This window comes from Microbacterium sp. NPDC089698, from assembly GCF_044749045.1.
GTDB lineage: Bacteria > Actinomycetota > Actinomycetes > Actinomycetales > Microbacteriaceae > Microbacterium.
The window spans coordinates 1,496,611-1,518,274 of record NZ_JBIVHE010000001.1; the positions used below are offsets into that span (position 1 = coordinate 1,496,611).

Consider the following 21,664-nt stretch of genomic DNA (forward strand, 5'->3'; position numbering starts at 1 on the left):
CCTCCCGAAGAGAGCGGATCATCGCACGGCGCCGATGAGCCTCTCCCGGGCGAGCTCGGCGCCGATCCTACTCGCGGAACCCACCTCGATCACCGGCACGCCCACGTCGCCCGAGGGCAGGCCGACGTTCACCGCGACGATCTCGGTCGCCCGGGCGGCGAACTCGCCGACGAGCGCGCGCTGCGCCGGGTCCGTGTCGATCCGGTCCACGAGCAGCGCGATCCGCCGGCCGTCGGCCTGCGCGACCGCCGCGGCGACGGCCGCACCGCGCTGCGGCTCGTCCAGGTGCGCGGCGTCCAGACGCACCGTCGCGCCCCCGGCGGCGAGCGCCTCGGACACGTAGCCGGCGGCGCTGTCCACGGCGAGCGTCGAGCTGCGGCGAGCGTCGACCACGAACGGCGCATCCGCGGTCTTCAGCTCCCCGCGCACGCGCAGCGCGCGGCGCACGATGCCGGCGCCGTCGTAGGGGGCGGTGTCCGCGTCCTCCGCGGAGGACGCCGCGGCGAGCTTCGCGGCGAGCCGCGCCACCCTGGCGCCGGCCTCGGCGACGCGCTCGCGGGACAGGGATCCGTCCCGCAGGGCGCCGACGATCGCGTCCCGCGCCGTGCGGTAGTCGTGCTCGTCCTGATCCGGCAGCGCCGCGGCGCCGGGGTTCGTCGGGTTGCCGATGCAGAGCAGGTCGGCCCCCGCGGCGAGCGCGAGAACCCCTCCCCCGCCGATCCCGACGGTCTCGCGGATCGCGGCCATGTCGAGGGCGTCGGTGATGATGACCCCGTCGAAGCCCGCCTCGCGCAGCATGCCCAGCACGCGCGGGTTGAGCGTCGCAGGCTCCTCGCCCCACGCCGGGACGACGATGTGCGCGGTCATCACGGCGTCCACGCCCGCGGCGATCGCGGCGCGGAATGGCGCGAGATGCACCCGCTCGATCTCGGCCGGATCCACGGCGATGCGCGGAAGGTCGTGGTGCGAATCGACGTGCGTGTCGCCGTGCCCGGGGAAGTGCTTGACGCAGGCGGCCACGCCGCCCGCCTGGATGCCCTCGACCGCGGCGACCACGTGCCGCGAGACCAGGCCCGCGTCGGCGCCGAACGCGCGCACGCCGATGACCGGGTTGCGCGGATCCGTGTTCACATCGGCCACCGGTCCGAGCACGACGTCCGCGCCGACGGCGCGGACGCGGCGGGCGAGCTCCGCGCCGGTCGACGCGGTCGCGGCCACGTCATCGAGCGCGCCCAGCTGCGCGGCGCCGGGGAGGGTGGATCCGGTCGCGGCCTCGAGCCGGGTGACGCTGCCGCCTTCCTCGTCGACGCCGATGAGCGCCCGGGGGTTGGCGGCGCGGATCCCGGTGCTCAGCGCGGCGAGGTCGGGGCCGATGTTCTGCGCGAAGTACACCACGCCGGCGAGACCGTGCTGCAGTGCCTCCTCGAGCCAGGCCGGCACGGTGCGGCCGTAGAAGCCGGGCCACAGGACCGCGTTCGCGAGGCGCTCGAGCTCCGCCGTCTCGGCGTCGCCTGCTGATCGGTCGTCGTTCGCCTCTGCCACGCTCATCCCTTCACCGCTCCTGCGACGAGTCCGGCCGAGAGGCGGCGCTGCACCAGGACGAAGAAGATCATGACCGGGATGGTGATGATCGTCGACGCCGCCATGATGCTCCCCCAGTCGTTGGAGTGCTCGCCGAAGAAGGACTTCAGACCGATCGAGACAGTGTACTGATCCTTCGCCCCGCCCAGCATCGTCATGGCGAAGATGAACTCGTTCCAGGCGGTGATGAAGCTGAACACGCTCGTCGCGACGAGTCCCGGCATCACGAGCGGGAGCAGCACGGAGCGGAACATCCGCCACCAGCTCGCACCGTCGATGTAGGCGGCCTCCTCGAGCTCGACGGGGACGGCCTGCACGAAGCCCCGCAGCATCCAGATGCCGAAGGCGAGCGAGAGCGCGGTGTAGACCACCATGAGGCCGAGGATGCTGTTGAGCAGCCCGAGCGTCTTGACCTGCAGGAACAGCGGGATCACGAGCGCCTCGAGCGGCACCATCTGCACGACCAGGATCATGAGCAGCACCGAGGTGCGGAACTTGAACCGGAACCGGGCCACCGCGACGGCGGCGAGCAGGCAGACGAACCCGGAGATGAGCACCGTCACGAGCGCGACGAGCAGCGAGTTGCGCAGGAACAGGAGGAATCCGCCGTCGGTGAGGACGAAGGCGAAGTTGTCCCAGGTGAACTCCTTGGGCAGCAGGGACTGCCCGCCGCCGGAGGCGCGCTTGTCGAAGGCGCTGGAGACCATCCAGTACACGGGGAAGAGCGTGAACACGAGGACCACGGCCACTGCGACGGTGATCCCGATCCTGCCGAGCACGGGGTGACGCGATTTCACAGCTCGTCCTCCTTCATGAGCGCGCGCACGTAGATCGCGGTGATCCCGAGCAGCACGAGGGTGAGCAGCACGGCGAGTGCGGATCCGAAGCCGAACCGGTTCTGCCCGAAGGATTCGACGTAGGACCACACGCCGAGGTTCAGCACGCTGCGGTTGCTGCCGTCACCGCCCGGCATCAGGAAGACCTGGGCGAAGACCTTGAAGTCCCAGATCGTGGAGAGGATGATCACGACCGAGAACACCGGCTTGAGGGTCGGGAAGACGATCTTCCAGAACCGGCGCCACGCGCCGGCGCCGTCGAGCGCGGCCGCCTCGATCATCTCCTTGTTGACCCCGAGCAGGCCCGCGAGGATCGTCACGGCGACGAACGGGAAGCCGTGGTGCACGATGTTCAGCAGCACGATGGCGAAGAACGCCCACCGGTTGGTGAACCAGTTGACCTGGCCGTCGATGAGGCCCAGATCCTGCAGCACGCTGTTGAAGATGCCGTGGTCGGCGTCGAAGATCCAGATCCAGACGTAGGTGCCGGTGACCGCGGGCATGGCCCACGCGATCATGATGCAGCTCGCGACGATCGTGCGCCACACCGGCCCGAGGCGGGCCAGCAGCAGCGCGACGAGCGTGCCCACCACGACCGTGGTGAACACCGAGACCACCGCGAGGCCGACCGTGTTGGGCAGCACCACGGTCCACAGCGTGGGGTCGCCGAGCGCCTCGATGTAGTTGCCCAGGCCGATCCAGTTGGTCCGTCCCGTGTTGATCTCGCGCAGGCCGTAGTTCTGCAGCGAGAAGATCACGACCTGGATGAGGGGCCACAGCATGAGCGTCGCGAGGATCGCGAGCGCGGGGGCCAGCAGCAGCCAGGGACGGGCGGTCGCCCAGCGGAACCGGCGCTTGCCGGACGGGCCGCCGGCCGCGGAGGAGGAGCCGTGCTCCCCTTCCGCGACCGGCTGCGGTGCCTGCACCATCGACATGGAGGAGGACCTACTTCTTCTGGTTCAGAAGGTCGGTCATCTCCTTGGCGGCGTCCTTCGTCGCGGTGGCGACATCCTTCTGGCCGCTCAGGATCGACTGCATCATCGAGTTGGTCGTCTTCTTCGCCTGCACGGCGCCGAAGTTCGGGCTGACCGGAACGGATCCGCCGCCGTCGACCATCTGCTTCGCGAACGGCGCGACGAGCGGGTCGGTCGAGGCCAGCGCGTCCTTCATCGCGGACTGCACGCCCGGGAAGTAGCCGGTCTGGCTCGCCCACTCCTTGGCGAGGTCGCCCGTGGTCATCATCTTGGTGAACGCCCACGCGAGGTCGGGGTTCTTGGTGGTGTTGAAGATCGACAGGTGCGAGCCGCCGAGGACCGACGGGGCGATGCCGCCGTCCTTGCCCGGGATCACCGCGGCGCCGATCTTGCCCTTGAGGTCGGGGTTGGCCTGGATCAGGGCGTTCGGCGTCCACGAGCCGGAGAGCATCATCGCGACGTTGCCCTGGGAGAACGCGTCCTTGAGGTCGGTCTCCTTCCAGGTGGTCGCGCCGGCCGAGGAGAAGCCGTGCTTCGTGGCGAGATCCGTGTAGAACTGGATCCCCTCCTGCGACTTCGCACTGTCCATCTCGCTCGTCCAGGTGCCCTTCTTGTCGGTCGCGATCTCGCCACCGGCACCCCAGACCCAGGGGTAGACCTGGAACTCGGCGGCGCCGGGCACGGGGAACGCGAGCATGTTCGGGTCGGCGGCCTTGATCGCGTCGCCGGCCTTGACGATGTCGTCCCACGAGGTGGGCGCCTTGAGGCCGAGCTTGTCGAAGACGTCGGTGCGGTAGACGATCGAGCGCACGCCGGCGTACCACGGCATGCCGTAGAGGTGGCCGTCGTAGGTGCCCGCGGTCTTGAGACCCGCGACGAGGTCGTCCTTCAGGCCCTTCTCGGCGTCGATGTACTTGTCCAGTTCGAGCAGCGCGCCGGCGTCGGCGAACTCCGGGGTCCAGGTCGTGCCGACCTCGGCCACGTCGGGCGTGGTGCCGCCGGCCATCGCGGTGGTGAAGCGGTCGTGGGCGTCGGCCCACTGCACCTCTTCGATCTTGACGGTCGCGCCGGTCTCCTTCGTGAACTCCTTCTCGACCTTGTCGTAGAAGGCGGTCGCGTCGGGGTTGGTGCCCTTCATGATCCAGACGTTGAGCGTCTTGCCCTTGCCGTCGACCGGACCGTTGGTGGCCGCGGGGGCGCTGCCGCCGGAGCAGGCTGCCAGGCCCAGCGTCGCCACGACGCCGAGTGCCGCGACGGACAGAATGCGCTTGTGCATCGGGTGAATCTCCTCTTTGAAATCGCTGGGCGAACGTGCCAGTAGGAAAAAGTATCCACGCTGAACAAACTCTCTGCAAGTTTCTTCCAAGCCCGTGATCGAGCCGTGACCTGCGCGTGGCGCTCGCCCCGAGTGCGCCGATGCGGGGGCGTCCGCGCTCGCGACCGCTGCGCCGTAGGCTCATCGCATGGGCAGAGCGCGCGCGAAGGACACCGAGCATCCGGCAGCCCGGCTCGCATCGGGCGGGATCGCGCGCGTCGTCCCCGCGGAGTTCGGCGGCGGCTTCGAGCTGCTCATCGAGGACACCCCGCAGTCGCACGTGGACCTCGCCGATCCCACCCATCTGCACTTCGAGTACATCGTGCGGATGGGGGCCCTGATCGACCAGCTCGCCTCCCCCGGCGCGGCGATCACCGCCGTCCATCTCGGCGCGGGTGCGATGACGCTTCCCCGCTACATCGCCACGACCCGGCCCGGATCCCGCCAGCAGGTGATCGAGCTGGAGGCCCCGCTCGTCGAGCTCGTGCGCGAGCATCTCCCGCTGCCTCGCGGCGCCGCGATCCGCATCCGCATCGGCGACGCCCGCGAAGGCGTGCGCCGCCTTCCGCCGGCGCTGAGCGGGGCGGTCGACCTCGTCGTCGCCGACGTCTACTCCGGGGCGCAGACCCCCGCGCATCTGACCAGCGTGGAGTTCTACACCGAGCTCGCCCGGCTGCTGGGGCCCGCCGGCGTCCTGCTCGTGAACGTCGCGGACGGTCCGGGGCTCGCGTTCGCCCGCCGGCAGGTGGCGACGATCCGTGCGGTGCTCCCGGAGGTCGCCATCCTCGCGGACGCGCAGATCCTGAAGGGCCGCCGCTTCGGAAACCTCGTGCTCGCGGCGTCGCGGGGACCGCTTCCGGCCGACGCGCTGCCGCGCATCCTCGCCGCGGGTCCGCACCCGGCCAAGCTCGCGCACGGCGCCGAGGTGATCGCGTTCGCGAAGGATGCGGCGATCGTCACCGACGCGACCGCGGTGGCCTCTCCCCGGCCGGATGCCGGGCTGTTCCTGCGCTGAGTCCCGGCCCGTCGGCGGCGCGGACCGCCTCCCGATCCGGCCCCCGGCACCGGTTTCTCACGGCACGCCCTGGGGCCTTCGCGGATGCGCCGGATCCGGAGGCAGACTGGAGGGCACGGCGAGGCAGTGCAGGAGGACGGGCGCGTGGGCTACATCAAGGGATACGACCCGGACTCTCTGCGCGAGCGGGTGGATCCGCCCGAGTGCGAGGCGCGTCTGGACGAGATCGCCGACCTGCGCAGCCTGCCGTCGATGCTCGAGAGGGTCTGGCTGCTGAAGGTCCTGGGCGACCTGGATGACGCGCTCCGCCTCGCGGACGAGACCGTGCGGCAGGCGCGCATGGCCGGCACCAGGAAGGACCTGCTGCGTGCGCGCGTGCTGCGCGCGACCGTGCAGCAGTACCGCGGAGCGCACGCCGCCGCCGACCACGAGCTGGCCGCCTGCGTCGCCGAGGCGGAGGGTCAGGGCTGGGTCCCGATCGCCGCCTTCGCGCATCAGCACCGCGGCCGCAACGCCTTCGAGGCCGGCGACTACGACCAGGCCAGGGAGAGCTTCAAGCGCACCGTGTTCCTTCGCCGCGAGGCCGGCGCCGACGACGCGGCCCTGGAGGCCGCGCTGCTCGCCGTCGACACGGTCGAGCGCCGCCGCGACCCGGTCGCCGTCAACGGCTGACCCGGTCGTCCTCCCCTGGCGGACGCGGTCTTCGTCGACCGTGGACGCGTGCCGCGCGGGGAGCGCGACGTCGTTCTCGCCGCAGCGCGCCGCAATGTCTGCGGCGTCCCCTAACGTGAGAGCATGGCCGAGTTGGAACGAGTCCGGATCTGGGGCGAAGCGCTCATCCGGCTGCATCTCGATCCGACCTGGTCGTTCGGCTTCGACAACGCCAAGCGCCGGGCGGGTGCCTGCAACTACCGCGACAAGCGGATCACCGTCTCGCGCTATCTTGCCGCCCGGTTCGACGACGACGAGATCCACCAGGTGCTCCTGCACGAGGTCGCTCATGCCGTCGCCGGCCACGACGCCGCGCACGGCGTCGCCTGGAAGCGGATCGCCCGGTCACTGGGATACGAGGGCGGCACGACGCATCACGGCGAGACCGCGACCGAGCTCGCCCCGTGGGTGGGCCGCTGTCCCACCGGCCACGTGACCTACCGGCACCGGCGCCCCACGCGGGCGTCCTCCTGCGCGCGCTGCTCGCGGCGCTACGACGAGCGCTTCCTCCTGGTCTGGACCCGGCGCGAGATCACCGCGGCCGACCGCCGCGCGGCGGTGATGCCGCGATGAGGACGACCGCCCTGAGGCTGCGGCACGTGCAGCTGCGATTCCGGATCGCCGCGAGCGCGGACGCCGCCTGGGCGGCGCTGCACTCGCCCGCCGTGCTGACCGCGCTGTACGCGCCGGTGATCGTGGTCGAACCGCTCACGCACGCCGACGAGGGTTCGCTGCTGCACAGCGCGGTACGACTGCGCCTGTTCGGGCTGGTCACCGTGGGCACGCAGCTGATCGGGGCGTACGACGAGGTCCGCGAGCACAAGGGCCAGACCGTGCGGATCCTGCGCGACAGCGGCATACCGCTCACCGGGCCGCTCTCCTCGCTCGACGTCTGGGATCACCGCATGGCCGTCTCGGAGCTGCCGGACGGCCGGGCGCTGTGGCGCGACCGGCTCGTCTTCGGCGGTCCGGGATCCCTCCTGCTGCTGCCCGTGCTCTGGGCGGCGTGGCAGTGGCGCGGCTGGCGGATCCGCCGCCTGTCCCGCACCTGGGACGGGGCCGCGGAGATCCCCCGCGGCCCCGCATCCCTCAGTCCGCGGCGAGCGCCTCGACCGGGGCGACGCGGGTCGCGAGCCGGGTCGGGGCGGCGGACGCCACGAGCGTGAGCACGGCCGTGCAGGCCACGATCGCGACCACGGGCACCCACGGCACGACCGGAGGGATGAGCCCCGCAGGCTGGAAGTCGGGCATCGACGGGACGGATCCGAGCAGGGACTGCGCGGCGATCCACCCGTAGACGACGCCCAGCACGAGCCCGGTCGCGGTGGCGGCGATCGTCACGTGCGCGGCCTCAAGCAGCACCATGCGTCGCACCTGGCGGCTGCTCAGTCCGATCGCGCGCAGCAGGCCCAGCTCGCGCCGGCGCTGCACGACGCCGATCGTGAGCAGGTTGACCAGCCCGACCGCGGCGATCACCGCCGATACCGCGACCAGCACCATCATCACGGTGCCGAACGCGTCGAAAGGCGCGAAGAACCCGGGCGGCAGCTGGTCGGCGCTCGTGCGCACCATGAGCGCCTTGGCCGACTCCAGCGCGACCGCGAACATCGTCACGAGCGTGACGCCCATCACGACGCCGATGGCCATGCGGCTGGACCGCTCGGGGTGGCGCAGCGCGTTCTCGGCGGCGAGCCGGGCGGTCGCGCCGCGTCCGAAGAGGCGTCCCACCAGGCGCAGCACCGGGGGCATCACCAGGACAGACCCGATCGCGAGCCCGCTGAACGAGAACACCCCGCCGAAGAAGGCGACCACGACCCCGAGCGGCGAGGACAGCCCGACCACGACGCCGCCGGCCAGCAGAACGCCGCCGAGCACGAACATCGTGATCGCGCCGAGGTGCCTGGTGCCGCCCGCTGCGGTCTCCGCGACCGAGCGCTCGGCGGATCCGGCGAGCGCCTGCAGCGGGGAGACGGTCAGCACGCGCCGGGATCCGGCCCAGGCCGCGAGCCACGTGGTGAGCGCCACGCCCACGGCGGGGATCAGCGCCCCCGGCTGCAGCGGCGTGAAGCCCTGCGGCGGGTGCGCGAAGGCGAGGGATCCGATCGCGGCTCCGCCCCAGCTCAGCAGGACGCCTGCGGCCAGACCCAGCACGGCGCCGATGACGCCGACCGCGAGGCCCTGCCCGGCGACCTCCGAGCGCTGCGACCGTGCGGAGGCGCCGATCAGTCGCATGAGCGCGATGCGCCGGGTGCGGCCGGCCACGATGGTCGCGAAGGTGTTGGCGGTGACGATCGCCGCGACGTACATCGCGACGGCGGTGAGCAGCACCGAGAGGATCCGCACCACGTAGGCGAGGGTCTCGCTGTCACCGAGGAACGGGTCGTTCTGCAGCAGGGCGCCCAGGTAGAACGTGGTGTCCACGAGGATCACGCCGAACGCGGCCGTGAGCGCGGCGACGAACACGCTCGAGCCCATGCCGCGCTCGCGCAGGAACGCGAGGCGCGACGGCGTGAGGGGCGTCTCGAGCAGGGTCGGGGCGAGGGCGGTCATGCGAGCGCTCCGCTCGGCTGGGCCGCGGTCGCGGAGACCGCGGTCGCCGCAGGCACGGGTGCAGCGGCCGGGGCGGGCGCGGCGGCCGGGGCGGGTGCGCCGCCGGAGAGCATGAGCGTCGCGATCTCGTCCGCGGTGCGGCGCGGGTGGTCGGCGACGATGCGGCCGTCGCCGAGGAACAGCACCCGGTCGGCGTAGCTCGCGGCGACCGCGTCGTGCGTGACCATGGCGATCGACTGGCCCTGCTCGCGGCTCGCGGTGGAGAGCAGCTGCAGCACCTCGCGCCCTGAGGCCGAGTCGAGGTTGCCGGTGGGCTCGTCCGCGAAGACCAGGTCGGGGGCGGTGGCGAGCGCACGGGCGATCGCGACGCGCTGCTGCTGCCCGCCGGAGAGCTGGTGCGGGCGGTGGCGCAGCCGCGGTCCGATCCCGAGGATCTCGACGAGGGAGTCGATGCGCGCCCGCTCGATCGCAGACGGGCGCCGCCCGTCGAGCTCGAACGGCAGCAGGATGTTGCCGAGGGCGTCGAGAGTGGGCACGAGGTTGAACGCCTGGAAGATGAAGCCCACCCGGCGCCGGCGCAGGATCGTCAGGTCGAGGTCGCCGAGACCGGTGATCTCGGTGTCGCCGATCCACGCCCGCCCGCCGGTGGGGGTGTCCAGGCCCGCCATGATGTGCATGAGCGTGGACTTGCCGGAGCCGGATGCGCCCATGATCGCCGTGAACTGGCCGCGGCGGATGCCGACGCTGACGTCGTCGAGGGCACGCACCGCGCCCTCGCCGGATCCGTAGGTCTTGGTGAGGTGCTGGACGCGGGCCGCAAGACCCAGGTCGGTCGTCGTGATCTCCATGTCTTCGACGCTAAGGATCCGCCCCCGCCCGCCGCGTCGCTCTCGGGATCCATCCCCGTACATCGCAAGGATGATCCCCTCCCCGCCCCGCCCCCGCCCCATTTCCGCGTCGTCCCTGTGAGCGCACGCCAGGGGGTGCGCTCACAGGGACGACGCGGAAGTGGAGGGGACCGTGGCGGGGCTCAAGCGGGGGCGCCGGTGGGAGCGGAGGGAGTGGAAGGCATGGGGGGCCTGGAGACGCCGCGGCGGAGGAAGCGGGCGAGCAGGATCACGGCGACCACGCCCGCCACCAGCGCGATCGCACCGTCGCTCAGGCGTACGCCGACACCCGCCACCGCGAGGCCGCGGACGAGATCGAGGATCACCGAGAGCGCCCCCCAGCCGAAGCCGACCAGCCCCACGCCCAGGAAGGCCACGGCGCTCGCGACGAGCAGCATGCGGCGATCCTCGCGCGCGATCGGCACCGCGCCCCGGAGCCGCCGCACCAGGAGCCACGCCGCCAGCAGCACGAGGCCGAGGATCCCGGCCGCGAGCCGCTCGGAGACGATCTCGTCGGAGTGGTGCATCGCGGCCGCCGCGGCGCAGCTGCCCGCCTCCGGGAAGAAGCCCTGGAAGTCGGCGCACCGCGCGGCCGTGTAGGTCACGCCGTTCACGTCGCCGGCGAGGAACGCCGGCCCCCAGATCGCCTCGAGCCCCCAGGACACCAGTCCGCTGAGTCCGATCACCACGAGCCCCAGCGAGACGACGAGCCAGCCGCCGCTGAGCAGCCCCACGGCACGACGTCGCGGCGAGCGCGCCTTGGCGACGGCGGCAGGATCCCCGAATCGTCGCACCGCGAGCTCCGCGGCCTCGGCGGGATCCATCCCCTGCGCCTGCAGCGCCGACTGCGCGTCGCGCAGGTGGCCGTCCGTCTCGGCGAGCAGGCGCCAGGTGTCCTGGCCGGCGCCGAGCCGGTCGGCGAGCTGGGCCACGTAGCGGTCGATCGCATCGGTCATCTCACACCCCCTGCACGGCCGGGCGGATCGAGGGCGCCGCGAGCGTCGACGCGACCCCGTCGGCGAAGCGCTGCCACGCACCGGTCTCGCGGGTCAGCTGGGCAGCGCCGGCCGCCGTGATCGCGTAGACCCGGCGCCGACGGCCGTCGTGCACCCACTCGCTCGTGATCGCGCCGGAGCGCTCCAGGCGGTGCAGCGCCGGGTACAGCGAGCCCTCCGGAACGTCGAACTCGCCGCCGCTCGCGGTGCGCAGCGCCTCGGCGAGCGCATAGCCGTGGGCGGATCCGCGAGCGAGAGTCGCCAGCACCAGCATCTCGAGATTGCCTCGGAGTCGTTCGTCTGCCATGAGCCGACTTTACCTAGACGGTCGATGCATAGACAGTCTTGGTTGCTGGGAGTTCGCCCAGGGGGGCCCTCCGCCCCGGCTCCGCGCTGACCCCCTCCGGCCGACCCGGTCCGCGCCTACATCGATCCGGTCCAGGCGTGCGTCGAGACGCCGACGGCGTTCCACGCGTTGATCACGACGATGAGCGAGACGAGCGCGCCGAGCTCCTCCGGGGAGAAGCGCGTGGCGGCCGCCGCCCAGTCCGCATCCGGGACGTGGGTCTCGGAGAGACGCGTGATGCTCTCGGTGAGCGCGAAGGCGGCACGCTCACGGGCGGTGAAGAAGGGCGACTCCTGCCACACGGCCACGGCGGCGATACGGGCGGCGGTGTCGCCGGCCTTGGCCGCATCGCCCGAATGCAGGTCGACGCAGTAGCTGCAGCCGTTGATCTGCGATGCGCGCAGGCGCACCAGTTCGCGCAGCCGGGCGTCGATGCCCGCCGCATCGAGTTCGCGGACCATCGCGGCGTCGAGCCCGGCGAGAGCGCGGGAGAAGCGCGGCGCGACCGTGTCGATGTCGAGACGGACGGGGATCGGGACGGTCGGCTCGGTCGGGGTCGAGGTCTCGGTGATGGTCATGGGGATTCCTTTCGTCTCCTTCAGGATCGAGGATCCGGATCCATCCGTCCAACAGCTGATACCTATCGCTATCATCTGTTTCAGAGATGGAACTTCACCAGCTGCGCTATGTGCTCGCCGTCGTCGAGACCGGCTCCTTCACGGCGGCCGCCGAACGCGTGCGCGTCAGCCAGTCGGGGGTGAGCACGCAGGTGCAGAAGCTCGAGCGCGAGCTCGGCGTCGCCCTGTTCGACCGCTCCTCCCGCCGGGTCGCGCTCACCCAGGAGGGCGAGCGCCTGATGCCCGCGATCCGCGCCGCCCTCGAGGCGATCGGCGAGATCGGCGCCACGGCGGCGGACCTCCGCGGGCTGCTGCTCGGATCCCTCCGCGTCGGCACCGTGTTCGGGCTCACCTGGCCGCGGTTCTACGACGCCCTTGCGGAGATCAGCGCCGCGCATCCCGGGCTCGAGCTGCGGCTGCGCGAGGACACGTCCGCGCAGCTGATCGGCGCGATCCGGCGCGGCGAGCTCGACCTCGCGCTCGTGGCCTGGGCCGAGCGCCCTCCGGACGGCCTCGGATCCACGGTGGTGTTCGACGACCCGATGGTCGCGGTCGTCGCCCCCGCGCACCCCTGGGCGGCACGGCGCGGGATCCGCCCGGACGAGCTGGTCGGCATGGATCTCATCGCCCTCCCCGAGGGCACGGGCGACCGGGCGGCGCTCGACGCGCTGCTCGCGGGACGCCCCGGCGCGGGAACACCGCACTGGGAGGTGTCGACGCCCTCCGCCGTCGAGAAGCTCGCGGTGCGCGGGCTGGGGGTCGGCGTCGTCAGCGCGGCCACGTGCCGCCGCTGGGAGGGCATCCGCGCGATCCCGATCGACGCACCCGACGTGCGCTCGCGCCTGGGCGTGGTGTGGCGGGCGACTCCGACCCGCGCCGCTCGCGCCCTCCTGGAGCTCCTGCACCCCGACGCCTGACCCCGCCGCCTCTTCGCCCCCCTTCCACCTTCGAGTCGCCCCCGTGAGCGGACGCCAGGGGGTGCGCTCACGGGGACGACTCGGAAATGGAGGGGCACCGCGGAGGGGCGCCTGATGCCGGGCCGCCGGCCGGGCCTCAGTTCAGGCCGTGCTCGAAGGCGAAGACCACGAGCTGCACGCGATCGCGCAGGGCGAGCTTGGTGAGGATCCGGCTGATGTGCGTCTTCACGGTGGCCTCGGAGAGGAACTCGCGGGCGGCGATCTCGGCGTTCGACAGGCCGCGCGCCGCGAGCGCGAAGATCTCCTTCTCGCGCTCGGTGAGATCGCCGTAGCTCGCCGGGACCGGGGTCTGCGCGGGCGCCGCGAAGTGCGCGAACAGATCGCGGGTGGCCGACGCCGCGATCACGCTGGATCCGGAATGCACCGTGCGGATCGCCGCGAGCAGGAACTCCGGATCCGCGTCCTTGAGGAGGAAGCCGCTCGCGCCCTGACGGATCGCGCGCGCGGCCGCCTCGTCGAGGTCGAAAGTCGTGAGCATCACGATGCGGGGCGGATCCGACTCCTCCAGGATGCGCGCGGTGGCGGTCAGACCGTCCATGACCGGCATCCGGATGTCCATCATCACGACGTCGGGGCGCGTCGCGCGCACGACGTCGATGGCCTCCTGCCCGTTTCCCGCCTCGCCGACGACCTCGAGGTCGGGCTGCGACGCGACGAGCATGCGGATCCCGGCGCGGAACAGCGCCTGGTCGTCGACCAGCACGACACGGATCATCCTGCCTCCTCGTTCCGCGCGATCGGATCCGCGCCTCCGGAAAGTCTGTCATCCTCCGGCGCGGCACCGGGACGCGGTGCTGCGCCGGCGGCGGGTCAGCGCACCTCCGGCCCGCTATCGGGGGACCGCGGCCTACGCGGCACTCGTCCCGATCGGGAGCGCCGCGCGCACGACGAAGCCCTCCGCCTCGTGCTCCGCACTGAGCGTCCCGCCGACCAGCTGCGCGCGCTCGCGCATGCCGATGAGGCCGTGGCCGCGCTCCGTGTGCGCCTGCCGGGGCATCGGCGGCACGCCGTTGCGGACCGTGATCTGCACATGGTCGGCGTGCCAGCCGAGCCAGACGTCCACATCGCCGGCGCCGTGCCGGATCGCGTTGGTCAGCGCCTCCTGCAGGATCCGGTACACCGCCAGCTGGATCCCGGCCGGCGGCTCCCCCGGCGGCATCGGATCGACCGTCACCCGCGGCTCGATCCCGGCGGCGCGCACCTGCGAGTACAGCGTCTCGAGGTCGGCGAGAGTGGGCTGCGGCCCCTGCCCCTCGCTGTGCCGCAGCTGCGCGAGCAGCAGCCGCACGTCGGAGAGGGCCGCCCGCGCCGTCTGCCCGATCGTGGTGAGCGCGGCAGTCGCCTGCGCCGGATCCGCGGCCGCGGCGTAGCGCGCGCCGTCGGACTGCGCGATCACCACCGCGAGGGAGTGCGCGACCACGTCGTGCATGTCGCGGGCGATCCGCACGCGCTCCTGCTCCGCGACGGCGACCGCCTCGGCCCGCACTTGCGCCTCCCTGGTGCTCCGACCGCGCAGCACGACCCGCCACAGGAGACCCGCGCCCCAGGCCATCACCAGGGTGAGCACGGACACCGTGCCGAGGAGGACCGCGACCAGCGCCAGGCGCAGCCCGGTCTCGGTGTCCTGGATGAGGGCCCCCTCGTTGATCAGCGACATGTAGCCGCCGGCGAGGAGCCCGCCGCCCAGCGCGGAGGCGCCGCCGATCCACAGGAGCCTCACCGATCCCCAGGCCGAGGTCGCGAAGACCACGGCGAGGATCGCGAGGTTGTAGGCGCCCGGCGAGAAGCCGCACGCCATCTGCAGCAGCGCGCCGAACCACGCCACGATGAGGGCGAGCACCGGGGAGAGCCGGCTGATCGCCGCCGCGCCCCACTGGATGACCGCGACCAGCAGCACGAGCACGATCGAGACCGCGCCGTCCGGGATCCAGCGGCTCATCGTGCCCGCCTCGAACGTGTACGTGAGCGGCAGCGTGAGGAGCAGGCCGACGACGCTGCCCACGATGTCGAACACGAGCCAGAAGCGCGGGATGGGGCGGATCACCCCCTCACGGTACGCGACCGGATCCGGCCCGGTCATCCGCCGGGAGATGTATCCCCCGCGCCGAGTACGGACTCAGTCCGCGGACGCGAGCACGGCGATCGCGCGGCGGTCGGGCTTGCCCGAGGAGAGCATCGGCAGCGCCTCGACCGGGACGATCCGGGAGGGACGCGCTTCGGCGCCCACCTCGGCGGCGACCCGCTCCCGGGCCTCGGCGAGCAGCCCGTCCGCGGAAGCGGACCCGCCCGGCAGCGCGGCCACGATCGCGGACCCCTGGCCCCAGCGCTCGTCCGGGACCGCCACCACCACGGCCCCTTCCAGTCCCGCCACCGTGCGCACCGCGCGCTCCACCCGGTCCAGAGACACGTTCACGCCGCCCGAGACGATGACGTTGTCGACGCGCCCCGTGACCGCGACCCGGCCGTCGCGCAGCTCGCCCGCATCGCCCGTGCGATACCAGCGATCCCCGGCCTCGTCGGCGACGAACGTGCGGGCGGTCAGCTCCGGGTCGCCGAGATAGCCCTGGGCCAGCGTCGGGCCTGCGAGACGCAGCTCGCCGTCGAAGGACGCGACGCGCACACCGTCCAGCGGGACCCCGTCGTACACGCAGCCGCCGGCGGTCTCGCTGGATCCGTAGGTGCGCACGACACGGGCGCCGAGATCCGCGGCACGCTCCCGGAGCGCCGGCGGCAGCGCCTGCCCGCCGAGGAGCAGCGCCTGGTAGGAGGACAGCGCGGCGCGCACCTCCGGATCGTCGGCCGCGTCGAGCAGCGTCGCGAGCTGCGCGGGCACGAGGGAGGCGTATCGCGGCCCCGCGCTCATCTCGCGTGTCGCCGCCGCGAACGAGGCCGCCGTGAACCGTCCCCCGAGCAGGACGGGCTCCGTACCGGCGAGGTGCGCGCGCACGAGCACCTGGAGCCCTGCGACGTAGCCGGCCGAGAGCGCGAGCATCCACTGCCCGGATCCGATCCGCCGCGCGGTGGCCTCCGCGCTCGCCGTCAGCGCCGCCGCGGAGAGGACGACCCGCTTCGGCACGCCCGTGGATCCGGAGGTCGCGATGACGACCGCGGTGCCTTCGGCGACCTCGTCGCCAGGACCCGGCACGAAGCCGAGCGCGAGGGGGGCGACGCCGTCGAGCGCGGCCGGCAGCCCCGCCCCGACCTCGGCCGGATCCGCCCCGTCGACGGCCCGCAGCCTCATCGGGTGCCCGCCGTTCCCGCCGGATTCGACGTCATGTCAGAAGTGCCACGGGTACGGCGACCAGTCGGGCTCGCGCTTCTCCAGGAAGGAGTCGCGGCCCTCGACCGCCTCATCCGTGCCGTAGGCCAGACGGGTCGCCTCGCCTGCGAAGACCTGCTGGCCGACCAGCCCGTCGTCCACGGCGTTGAACGCGAACTTCAGCATCCGGATCGCGGTGGGCGACTTCGTCAGGATCGTCCTGGCCATCGCGATCGCCTCGCGCTCGAGCTCCGGGTGCGGCACGACGCGGTTCACGGCGCCCGCCTGCATCGCGCGCTCGGCGGAGTACTCCTCCGCGAGGAAGAAGACCTCGCGCGCGAACTTCTGCCCCGTCTGCCGGGCCATGTACGCGGATCCGTATCCGGCGTCGAAGGATCCGACGTCGGCATCGGTCTGCTTGAACCGGCCGTGCTCGGCGCTCGCGATCGTCAGGTCGCAGACCACGTGCAGCGAGTGCCCGCCGCCTGCGGCCCACCCCGGCACGACCGCGATGACGACCTTGGGCATGAACCGGATGAGCCGCTGCACCTCGAGGATGTGCAGCCGGCCCGCCCTGGCCTGCTGTGCGGCCGGCACCGCCGCCTCGTCCTCGGAGTACTTGTAGCCGTCGCGCCCGCGGATCCGTTGGTCGCCGCCGGAGCAGAACGCCCACCCGCCGTCCTTCGGACTCGGTCCGTTCCCGGTGAGCAGCACCACGCCGATCCGCGGATCCTGCCGGGCCTCGTCGAGGGCGCGGTACAACTCGTCGACCGTGTGCGGCCGGAAGGCGTTGCGCACCTCGGGCCGGTCGAAGGCGATACGGGCGATCCGTCCGTCGTTCGAGACGTGCGCGGTGATGTCGGTGTACTCCCCCGCGCCCGGCGCGAGCGTCCACTCGGCGGGGTCGAACAGGTCGGAGACGGGCTTCTCGGTCACGGATCCAGCCTATTCCGGGTGCCGGGCCGATCAGACGTCCGCGGCGACGGAGGGGACCCCCCCGCACCGCACCCGGCGGAGCTTGAGCCAGCCGTCGGCGATGTCCCAGGCGGGGAACGCGACGAGGCAGAAGCCCAAGAGGACGCCGAGGATTCCGAAGACGCCGCCCTGTGCGGCCGATGCCCGCTGGCCCTGCGCGAAGCCCTCGCCGCCCGCCTCCGCGATGAAGGAGAGCAGCGACGGGTTGACGAGCTCGCCGCGGACGAGCAACGTCAGCGTCGCGGCGGCGAAGGCCACCGCGAGCGCCGTGTTGACCACGGCGAGCGCCGTCGTCCAGCGCCGGCGGGCGTAGAGCACGATCGCGAACGCCGCCTCCAGGACGATGAAGCCGAAGAGCACGATCCACGGCCACGGCGTCGGAGCGAGGACGGGGATCGGGGCGCCGCCGGTCGGGAAGAACCCGAGGACGCGATCCCACACGATCGCCCCGGCGGCGATCGCAAGGAACACGAGCGAGGCGATCAGGTCCATGCGGCCGGAGCGGGCGTCGGCGGGCTGCGGCAGCTGGTCGGGGTTCCAGTCCAGGATCGTGTCGCCCGTGGATCCGGTGCGTTCGAGTGCGAAGAAGACCAGGGTCGTCCAGAAGCCCACATGCACGATCGTCTGGATCAGCACGGCGATGGCGCTGCCGAAGATCGCCCCTGCGGATGCTCGTGCGATGAGCTGGCCGAGCACGACCCCGCCCACCGCGCAGAGCGGCACGATCCAGAGCAGCAGGCGGAGCAGGCGCAGCCAGGCCGCGTAGTAGCGGGGGCCGACGACCCACATCGGACGGTCGATGAGCGAGGACGCGTAGGCGATCGGCTCGCCGAGACCGGCGACGACCTCGCGCTCGGCGGCGTCCCTGTCCTCCCCCTCGGCGACACGGGGCTCGACCTGCTCGGCGATGGACGCTTCGAGCTCGGCGAGGATCTCGGCGCGCGAGGAGGCCGGAACGGCCCGGCCCACCGCGGCGAGGTAGCGGTCGGCGTAGGCGGATGCGGTGGCGGTCATGATCAGCGTTCCCCTTCGGTCAGGGCGGCGGTGGCGGCGGCGATGGCCGCGATGTCACGGGTCAGAGTGTCGGCCAGGCGGAGCCCGGCGTCCGAGGTGCGGTAGAACTTGCGCGGTCGCGCCTCCTCGGTGTTCCACTCGCTCACGAGATAGCCCTGCTTCTCGAGGCGTCGCAGCAGCGGATAGAGGGTGTTGGAGTCGGTCGGGAAGCCGGCGGCGCTCAGTTGCTCGAGCAGGCCGTAGCCGTATCCGGGCTCGCGCAGCAGCCGCAGGCTCGCGAGCACGACCGTGCCGCGCCGCAGCTCCTGCAGATGTCCGTCGAACTCCTCATCGCTCATGTTCATCACCATATTGTGTGTCGCACACTATTGTCAATGACACGATCCTGTTCGTCGCACTCGCCTAGCGTGGAAGTATGACGATCGAGATCCAGCCCGTCGACGCCTTCGACGCCGCCGCCGTGGACGCCTGGTGGGATGCGTATGCCGCAGCCCGCCGCGCCGATCTCGGCGAGGATGCGACGGTCTGGTCTCGCGAGGAGAGCCGCACCGAGCTGCAGCAGGAGTCCGCGACCTTCCGCCGCCAGGCGTTCACCGCGGTCGAGGAGGGCGTCGTGGTGGGATCGGCGTCTCTCGCCCTGACCCTCAAGGACAACCTGCACGTCGCCGCCGTGGGCGTGAACGTCCCGCCTCAGCATCGACGGCGCGGCGTCGGATCCGCCCTCCTCGCCGCCCTCGAGGACGAGGCCACGCGAGCGGGTCGCACCACGATGCGCGCGGATATCTTCTGGCCCTCGTCCCTGCCCTCGGATGGGGCAGGAGCGGCGAATCGCGAGTTCGCGCGTCGGCACGGATACGACGTCGCGCTGGGCGACCTGCAGAACCGACTCGACCTGCCGGTCGCGGAAGAGGCCGTCGACGCCCTGATCGCCGAGGCGCCGGCCGTCGGATACGTGATCCGCAGCTGGGTCGGCCCGGTCCCCGAGGAGTTCGTCGCCGAGTGGGCGGCCCTGGACGCCAGCCTCGACACCGAGGCGCCCACCGGCGAGCTCGACATCGAGGCGGCGTCCGCCGATGTGCAGGACTTCCGCGCCGACGAGGCCGTGCAGGCGGCCCAGAACCGCACCTCGTTCGGCACGATCGCGATCGCGCCGGACGGGCGCATCGCCGGGTACACGCAGGTCGTGGTCTCCGGCGACGACGGGAACGCCTATCAGTGGGGCACCCTGGTGCGCCGCGAGGACCGCGGGCACCGGATCGGCCTGCGCATCAAGCTGGAGAACCTGCGCGCACTGCAGCAGCACTCCCCGCAGACACCGCGCATCTACACCTTCAACGCCGAATCGAACGAGCACATGCTCGCAGTCAACACCCGGCTGGGCTTCACCATGACCGCCCGGATGGCCGAGCTGCAGAAGCGGATCGGCTGAGCCCGGCCCGCACGGCCGTGTGTCGGGACGATCTGCACGCGATGCGACGTTCCGCACACGGATCCGGGGATTCGGTGTGCGGAACCTCGCGACCTGTGCAGATCGTCGCACGCCCGTGCGCGCCTCCCGAGGACACGTCCGAACCCGCGCGGCGGAGCGGATCCGCGGGTGCATGATGGGGGCATGACCGACGCCCCCGCGCTCTCCGAGATCCTCGACACCGCGCGGGTGGTCGCGCTCCCGATGCACACGCGGTTCCGCGGGGTCGACGTCCGCGAGGCCCTGCTGTTCGAGGGACCGGAGGGCTGGGCCGAGTTCTCGCCGTTCACCGAGTACGACGATGCCGAGGCGTCGACCTGGCTGTCCGCCGCGATCGCGGACGCCTGGCTTCCCCGCCCCGCGGCCGTGCGCGAGGGGATCCGCGTGAATGCGACGATCCCCGCCGTGCCTGCGGAACGGGTGCCGGGCGTGCTCGCGCGTTTCGACGGCTGCCGCACGGCGAAGGTCAAGGTCGCCGAGGCCGGCCAGAGCCTCGCCGACGACGTCGCCCGCGTTCGCGCCGTGCGTGCGGAGATGGGACCGGAGGGCCGGATCCGCATCGACGCGAACGCCGGCTGGAACGTCGACGAGGCCGAGCGCGCGATCCACGCCCTCGCACCCTTCGACCTCGAGTACGCGGAGCAGCCCTGTGCGACCGTCGACGAGCTCGTCGAACTGCGCGAGCGGATCCGCTACCTCGACATCCCGATCGCGGCGGACGAGAGCGTCCGCAAGGCGACGGATCCGCTCGCCGTCGCTCGCGCGGGCGCCGCGGATCTGCTCGTCATCAAGGCGCAGCCGCTCGGCGGCATCGACCGCGCGCTGCGGATCGTCGCGGAGGCGGGGCTGCCCGTGGTCGTCTCGAGCGCACTCGACACCGCGGTCGGCCTCTCGCTCGGCGCCGCTCTCGCCGCGGCCCTGCCCGTGCTCGACCACGATTGCGGCCTCGGCACGGCCTCGCTGTTCGCCGACGACGTCGCCGACGCCCGCCCGCACGGCGGCGTCGTGTCCGCCGCTCGGGTCATCCCGGATCCGGCCGCGCTCGCCCGCCTCGAAGCCCCCGCCGACCGCCGCGATTGGTGGCTCGCCCGCCTCACCCGCTGCCACGGGCTGCTGGCCGCGGATCGTTCCTGACGCCGGACACGGTCCGGCCCGGCCCGCGCCGGCCGTTCGGAGCCCGGTCCGTTTCGGGGCGCACCCGGCCGGTGTCGCCCGGCGCGTGCTCCGTTTCGGGGCGCACCCGGCCGTTTCGGGGCGCACCACGCCAGGATCCCGTGCCCTCACGCGCCCCAAAACGAGAGATCGCGCCCCGAACCCGAGATCACGTCACCACTCACCCCGCGCCACCCTGCACGAGGCCGCACGATTTGGGGCGCGCCCCGCCGGGTTGGGGCGCACCCCGCCAGGATCCTGGGACGTCACGCGCCCCAAAACGTCAAGGGACGCCCCAAAACGCACTCAGGACCGCAGGCACGAGCCAACCCCAACACGCGCGAACAAGCCCGACCCCGACCCCTCACCCCAGCAGCAGGGACACCAGCCGGCCGAGCTCAACGCTGCCGGTGCGGCGGAGCTGGGCGTCGTCCTTGCCGGCCATGGCGCCGCGCACGGTCGTGCCCTCCCAGATGATGAGCAGCATACGGGCGGCGACCTCGGAGTCGACCCGCAGCGAGATCGTGCCGGTCGCGGCGATGTCGTCGATGATGCGGGCGATGCCGGCGACCATCTCCTGCTCCTGCTTGAGATACGCCTTGCCCCAGGCGTGGTCCCGGAGAGCGCGCAGGCGGATCTCGCTGAGCAGCATGACGCCGAGACGGTCGTCGCTGCCGGTGTCCATGACCTGCTGCACGAGCGTGGTCGCATCGCAGTCCTGGGCGAGCGCGCCGGATTCGTTGAGCTCGGTCACCCTCGCGCGCACGGCCGTCAGCCTCTCGGCGGACACCGTGCCGGCGAGTTCGAGGAACAGCTCGTCCTTCGACTCGAAGTTCGAATAGAACGCGCCGCGCGTGAAGCCCGCGCGCTCGCACACGGCCTCGACGGTCGCGCCGTCGAGACCTTCCTCGGCGAACACCAGCGCCGCCGCCTCGAGCAGCCGCGCGCGCGTGTTCTCCCGGCTCCTGGTCGCACTGCCGGTCATCCGCACC

23 protein-coding genes are annotated in these 21,664 nt (G+C 72.3%); 7 read left to right on the forward strand and 16 right to left on the reverse strand.

Annotated features, from left to right (window positions below; translation table 11 throughout):
- Positions 1–18: 18 nt before the first annotated feature.
- Genes ACIPY5_RS06960 through ACIPY5_RS06975 form a run of 4 tightly spaced genes read right to left on the reverse strand, consistent with a single transcriptional unit; the run spans position 19 to position 4,667 of the window.
- The gene (locus ACIPY5_RS06960) at positions 19–1,548 is read right to left on the reverse strand and encodes a glycoside hydrolase family 3 N-terminal domain-containing protein (protein WP_400968331.1); all 1,530 of its coding nucleotides are present in this window, start codon (positions 1,546–1,548) and stop codon (positions 19–21) included.
- On the reverse strand, positions 1,545–2,378 hold the full coding sequence (locus ACIPY5_RS06965) for a carbohydrate ABC transporter permease (RefSeq protein ID WP_400968333.1): 834 nt from the start codon (positions 2,376–2,378) through the stop codon (positions 1,545–1,547). The genes ACIPY5_RS06960 and ACIPY5_RS06965 overlap by 4 nt, the downstream gene beginning before the upstream one ends.
- Positions 2,375–3,352, reverse strand: a complete 978-nt coding sequence (locus ACIPY5_RS06970) for a carbohydrate ABC transporter permease (RefSeq protein ID WP_400968335.1) — start codon at positions 3,350–3,352, stop codon at positions 2,375–2,377. Before ACIPY5_RS06970 ends, ACIPY5_RS06965 begins: the two co-directional genes overlap by 4 nt.
- Before the next feature lie 10 nt (positions 3,353–3,362).
- Positions 3,363–4,667, reverse strand: coding sequence for a sugar ABC transporter substrate-binding protein (locus ACIPY5_RS06975; protein WP_309340683.1), 1,305 nt, complete (start codon positions 4,665–4,667; stop codon positions 3,363–3,365).
- A gap of 187 nt (positions 4,668–4,854) precedes the next feature.
- Here ACIPY5_RS06975 and ACIPY5_RS06980 point away from each other — a divergent pair, with 187 nt between their 5' ends.
- The 4 genes from ACIPY5_RS06980 to ACIPY5_RS06995 all read left to right on the forward strand — a co-directional run bounded on the left by ACIPY5_RS06980 (position 4,855) and on the right by ACIPY5_RS06995 (position 7,598).
- Positions 4,855–5,721 (forward strand): fused MFS/spermidine synthase, encoded by an 867-nt coding sequence (locus tag ACIPY5_RS06980; protein WP_309340681.1) that lies wholly within the window; start codon positions 4,855–4,857, stop codon positions 5,719–5,721.
- Positions 5,722–5,865: 144 nt separating this feature from the next.
- On the forward strand, positions 5,866–6,393 hold the full coding sequence (locus tag ACIPY5_RS06985; protein WP_309340679.1) for a hypothetical protein: 528 nt from the start codon (positions 5,866–5,868) through the stop codon (positions 6,391–6,393).
- Between the two features lie 123 nt (positions 6,394–6,516).
- The gene (locus ACIPY5_RS06990) at positions 6,517–7,005 is read left to right on the forward strand and encodes a SprT-like domain-containing protein (RefSeq protein ID WP_400968337.1); all 489 of its coding nucleotides are present in this window, start codon (positions 6,517–6,519) and stop codon (positions 7,003–7,005) included.
- Positions 7,002–7,598: a hypothetical protein gene (locus ACIPY5_RS06995; RefSeq protein WP_400968340.1), complete on the forward strand. Its 597-nt coding sequence runs from the start codon at positions 7,002–7,004 to the stop codon at positions 7,596–7,598. The genes ACIPY5_RS06990 and ACIPY5_RS06995 overlap by 4 nt, the downstream gene beginning before the upstream one ends.
- Here the strand turns inward: ACIPY5_RS06995 and ACIPY5_RS07000 are convergent.
- The 5 genes from ACIPY5_RS07000 to ACIPY5_RS07020 form a co-directional block, all read right to left on the reverse strand.
- Positions 7,522–8,982, reverse strand: coding sequence for an FtsX-like permease family protein (locus tag ACIPY5_RS07000; protein WP_400968343.1), 1,461 nt, complete (start codon positions 8,980–8,982; stop codon positions 7,522–7,524). The genes ACIPY5_RS06995 and ACIPY5_RS07000 overlap by 77 nt on opposite strands.
- The gene (locus ACIPY5_RS07005) at positions 8,979–9,830 is read right to left on the reverse strand and encodes an ABC transporter ATP-binding protein (protein ID WP_400968346.1); all 852 of its coding nucleotides are present in this window, start codon (positions 9,828–9,830) and stop codon (positions 8,979–8,981) included. The genes ACIPY5_RS07000 and ACIPY5_RS07005 overlap by 4 nt, the downstream gene beginning before the upstream one ends.
- A 182-nt stretch (positions 9,831–10,012) precedes the next feature.
- The gene (locus tag ACIPY5_RS07010; protein ID WP_400968349.1) at positions 10,013–10,825 is read right to left on the reverse strand and encodes a permease prefix domain 1-containing protein; all 813 of its coding nucleotides are present in this window, start codon (positions 10,823–10,825) and stop codon (positions 10,013–10,015) included.
- Position 10,826: 1 nt separating this feature from the next.
- Positions 10,827–11,171, reverse strand: a complete 345-nt coding sequence (locus ACIPY5_RS07015; RefSeq protein WP_292721679.1) for a PadR family transcriptional regulator — start codon at positions 11,169–11,171, stop codon at positions 10,827–10,829.
- 116 nt (positions 11,172–11,287) lie between these two features.
- Positions 11,288–11,788: a carboxymuconolactone decarboxylase family protein gene (locus ACIPY5_RS07020; RefSeq protein WP_309342650.1), complete on the reverse strand. Its 501-nt coding sequence runs from the start codon at positions 11,786–11,788 to the stop codon at positions 11,288–11,290.
- An 86-nt stretch (positions 11,789–11,874) separates the two neighbouring features.
- On the opposite strand from ACIPY5_RS07020, the gene ACIPY5_RS07025 reads away from it, so the two are divergent.
- Positions 11,875–12,744, forward strand: a complete 870-nt coding sequence (locus ACIPY5_RS07025; RefSeq protein WP_400968353.1) for a LysR family transcriptional regulator — start codon at positions 11,875–11,877, stop codon at positions 12,742–12,744.
- 136 nt (positions 12,745–12,880) lie between these two features.
- Here the strand turns inward: ACIPY5_RS07025 and ACIPY5_RS07030 are convergent, their stop codons facing one another.
- The 6 genes from ACIPY5_RS07030 to ACIPY5_RS07055 all read right to left on the reverse strand — a co-directional run bounded on the left by ACIPY5_RS07030 (position 12,881) and on the right by ACIPY5_RS07055 (position 18,390).
- Positions 12,881–13,519, reverse strand: coding sequence for a response regulator (locus tag ACIPY5_RS07030; protein ID WP_400968356.1), 639 nt, complete (start codon positions 13,517–13,519; stop codon positions 12,881–12,883).
- Between the two features lie 132 nt (positions 13,520–13,651).
- Entirely contained in the window at positions 13,652–14,848 is a 1,197-nt protein-coding gene (locus ACIPY5_RS07035; RefSeq protein ID WP_309342656.1) for a histidine kinase, read from the reverse strand.
- Positions 14,849–14,920: 72 nt separating this feature from the next.
- Entirely contained in the window at positions 14,921–16,045 is a 1,125-nt protein-coding gene (locus tag ACIPY5_RS07040; RefSeq protein WP_400968360.1) for an AMP-binding protein, read from the reverse strand.
- 36 nt (positions 16,046–16,081) lie between these two features.
- Positions 16,082–16,999 (reverse strand): 1,4-dihydroxy-2-naphthoyl-CoA synthase, encoded by a 918-nt coding sequence (locus ACIPY5_RS07045; RefSeq protein WP_400968363.1) that lies wholly within the window; start codon positions 16,997–16,999, stop codon positions 16,082–16,084.
- A 30-nt stretch (positions 17,000–17,029) separates the two neighbouring features.
- Positions 17,030–18,052, reverse strand: a complete 1,023-nt coding sequence (locus tag ACIPY5_RS07050) for an HAAS signaling domain-containing protein (protein WP_400968366.1) — start codon at positions 18,050–18,052, stop codon at positions 17,030–17,032.
- 2 nt (positions 18,053–18,054) lie between these two features.
- A complete protein-coding gene (locus ACIPY5_RS07055) occupies positions 18,055–18,390 on the reverse strand; it encodes a helix-turn-helix transcriptional regulator (RefSeq protein ID WP_309342665.1) in 336 nt (111 codons plus the stop codon).
- A gap of 77 nt (positions 18,391–18,467) precedes the next feature.
- Between ACIPY5_RS07055 and ACIPY5_RS07060 the strand changes: the two genes are divergently transcribed.
- A complete protein-coding gene (locus ACIPY5_RS07060; RefSeq protein ID WP_400968370.1) occupies positions 18,468–19,481 on the forward strand; it encodes a GNAT family N-acetyltransferase in 1,014 nt (337 codons plus the stop codon).
- 183 nt (positions 19,482–19,664) lie between these two features.
- Positions 19,665–20,654, forward strand: a complete 990-nt coding sequence (locus ACIPY5_RS07065) for an o-succinylbenzoate synthase (protein ID WP_400968374.1) — start codon at positions 19,665–19,667, stop codon at positions 20,652–20,654.
- Positions 20,655–21,036: 382 nt separating this feature from the next.
- Here the strand turns inward: ACIPY5_RS07065 and ACIPY5_RS07070 are convergent, their stop codons facing one another.
- Positions 21,037–21,657 carry a TetR/AcrR family transcriptional regulator gene (locus ACIPY5_RS07070; protein ID WP_400968377.1) on the reverse strand — a complete coding sequence of 207 codons (621 nt, stop codon included), beginning with the start codon at positions 21,655–21,657 and terminating at the stop codon, positions 21,037–21,039.
- Positions 21,658–21,664 lie beyond the last annotated feature (7 nt).

Excerpts from the sequence above, each read along its gene's own strand:
- ACIPY5_RS06970 (WP_400968335.1), bottom strand. The coding sequence starts at position 3,352 with ATGTCGATGGTGCAGGCACCGCAGCCGGTCGCGGAAGGGGAGCACGGC.
- ACIPY5_RS07025 (WP_400968353.1), top strand. The coding sequence starts at position 11,875 with ATGGAACTTCACCAGCTGCGCTATGTGCTCGCCGTCGTCGAGACCGGC.
- ACIPY5_RS07000 (WP_400968343.1), bottom strand. The coding sequence starts at position 8,982 with ATGACCGCCCTCGCCCCGACCCTGCTCGAGACGCCCCTCACGCCGTCG.
- ACIPY5_RS06980 (WP_309340681.1), top strand. The coding sequence starts at position 4,855 with ATGGGCAGAGCGCGCGCGAAGGACACCGAGCATCCGGCAGCCCGGCTC.
- ACIPY5_RS07040 (WP_400968360.1), bottom strand. The coding sequence starts at position 16,045 with ATGAGGCTGCGGGCCGTCGACGGGGCGGATCCGGCCGAGGTCGGGGCG.
- ACIPY5_RS06990 (WP_400968337.1), top strand. The coding sequence starts at position 6,517 with ATGGCCGAGTTGGAACGAGTCCGGATCTGGGGCGAAGCGCTCATCCGG.
- ACIPY5_RS06975 (WP_309340683.1), bottom strand. The coding sequence starts at position 4,667 with ATGCACAAGCGCATTCTGTCCGTCGCGGCACTCGGCGTCGTGGCGACG.
- ACIPY5_RS06995 (WP_400968340.1), top strand. The coding sequence starts at position 7,002 with ATGAGGACGACCGCCCTGAGGCTGCGGCACGTGCAGCTGCGATTCCGG.
- ACIPY5_RS07070 (WP_400968377.1), bottom strand. The coding sequence starts at position 21,657 with ATGACCGGCAGTGCGACCAGGAGCCGGGAGAACACGCGCGCGCGGCTG.
- ACIPY5_RS07015 (WP_292721679.1), bottom strand. The coding sequence starts at position 11,171 with ATGGCAGACGAACGACTCCGAGGCAATCTCGAGATGCTGGTGCTGGCG.
- ACIPY5_RS07050 (WP_400968366.1), bottom strand. The coding sequence starts at position 18,052 with ATGACCGCCACCGCATCCGCCTACGCCGACCGCTACCTCGCCGCGGTG.
- ACIPY5_RS07010 (WP_400968349.1), bottom strand. The coding sequence starts at position 10,825 with ATGACCGATGCGATCGACCGCTACGTGGCCCAGCTCGCCGACCGGCTC.
- ACIPY5_RS07060 (WP_400968370.1), top strand. The coding sequence starts at position 18,468 with ATGACGATCGAGATCCAGCCCGTCGACGCCTTCGACGCCGCCGCCGTG.
- ACIPY5_RS06960 (WP_400968331.1), bottom strand. The coding sequence starts at position 1,548 with ATGAGCGTGGCAGAGGCGAACGACGACCGATCAGCAGGCGACGCCGAG.
- ACIPY5_RS07020 (WP_309342650.1), bottom strand. The coding sequence starts at position 11,788 with ATGACCATCACCGAGACCTCGACCCCGACCGAGCCGACCGTCCCGATC.
- ACIPY5_RS07030 (WP_400968356.1), bottom strand. The coding sequence starts at position 13,519 with ATGATCCGTGTCGTGCTGGTCGACGACCAGGCGCTGTTCCGCGCCGGG.
- ACIPY5_RS07065 (WP_400968374.1), top strand. The coding sequence starts at position 19,665 with ATGACCGACGCCCCCGCGCTCTCCGAGATCCTCGACACCGCGCGGGTG.
- ACIPY5_RS07055 (WP_309342665.1), bottom strand. The coding sequence starts at position 18,390 with ATGAGCGATGAGGAGTTCGACGGACATCTGCAGGAGCTGCGGCGCGGC.
- ACIPY5_RS07005 (WP_400968346.1), bottom strand. The coding sequence starts at position 9,830 with ATGGAGATCACGACGACCGACCTGGGTCTTGCGGCCCGCGTCCAGCAC.